The 728-nt window shown below is 47.0% G+C and carries 2 protein-coding genes; both read left to right on the forward strand.

The features are described 5' to 3' along the window. Nucleotides 1-210: tyrosine-type recombinase/integrase (locus H8S64_RS22235; protein ID WP_186978739.1), on the forward strand; the 210-nt coding region annotated here is incomplete at its 5' end. 84 nt (nucleotides 211-294) lie between these two features. Continuing rightward, on the forward strand, nucleotides 295-728 hold a 434-nt coding region (locus H8S64_RS22240; RefSeq protein WP_186978740.1), incomplete at its 3' end, for an ORF6N domain-containing protein.

A 728-nucleotide genomic window follows, 5' to 3' on the forward strand; every position in this document is an offset into this window, starting at 1 on the left:
TTCCACCTTGCCCGGCACACGTTCGCCACGACCACCACGCTGTCAAAGGGCGTACCCATTGAAACGGTGTCCAAGATGCTGGGACACACAAACATAGAAACTACGCAAATCTACGCCCGCATCACCAACAGCAAGATAGGCAGCGATATGCAGGGGCTTGACAAGAAGTTTGTCGGCATTGAGAAGATTTACAAGGAAGTTGCCATGTAATCTTGATTATATGGAACTGGTCACAATTTGTGACCAGTCCTTACTATTATTCCAACATTGCTAAATCTCCTAAAATATACGATTATGGATTTGCAGATTATCCAAAACAAGATTTTTGAGGTCAGAAGTTGCCGGGTGATGCTCGATTATCATTTGGCAGAACTCTACCAAGTGGAAACACGAGCCTTGAAGCAGGCGGTCAAGCGCAATATCGAGCGTTTTCCGGGTGATTTTATGTTTGTACTCACCCAAGAGGAAGCTAACTTGCTGTTATCCATAGGGGTATCACAAAATGTGATACCCCCTGCTTACAACTTCGGCGTTGCTATGCCTATGGCTTTCACCGAGCAGGGCGTAGCCATGCTTTCTTCGGTTCTCCGCTCCAAAGTAGCCATAGAAGTAAACATTTCAATCATGCGGGCTTTTGTCCTCATGCGCCAAATGGCAATCGGTTACGAGGAACTGTCAAGGCGCATCGAGGAACTGGAGGTAAGCACCGATGCGCAGTTCAACGAACT

The sequence above is a fragment of the Butyricimonas hominis genome (genome assembly GCF_014287455.1).
Taxonomy (GTDB): Bacteria; Bacteroidota; Bacteroidia; order Bacteroidales; family Marinifilaceae; genus Butyricimonas; species Butyricimonas muris.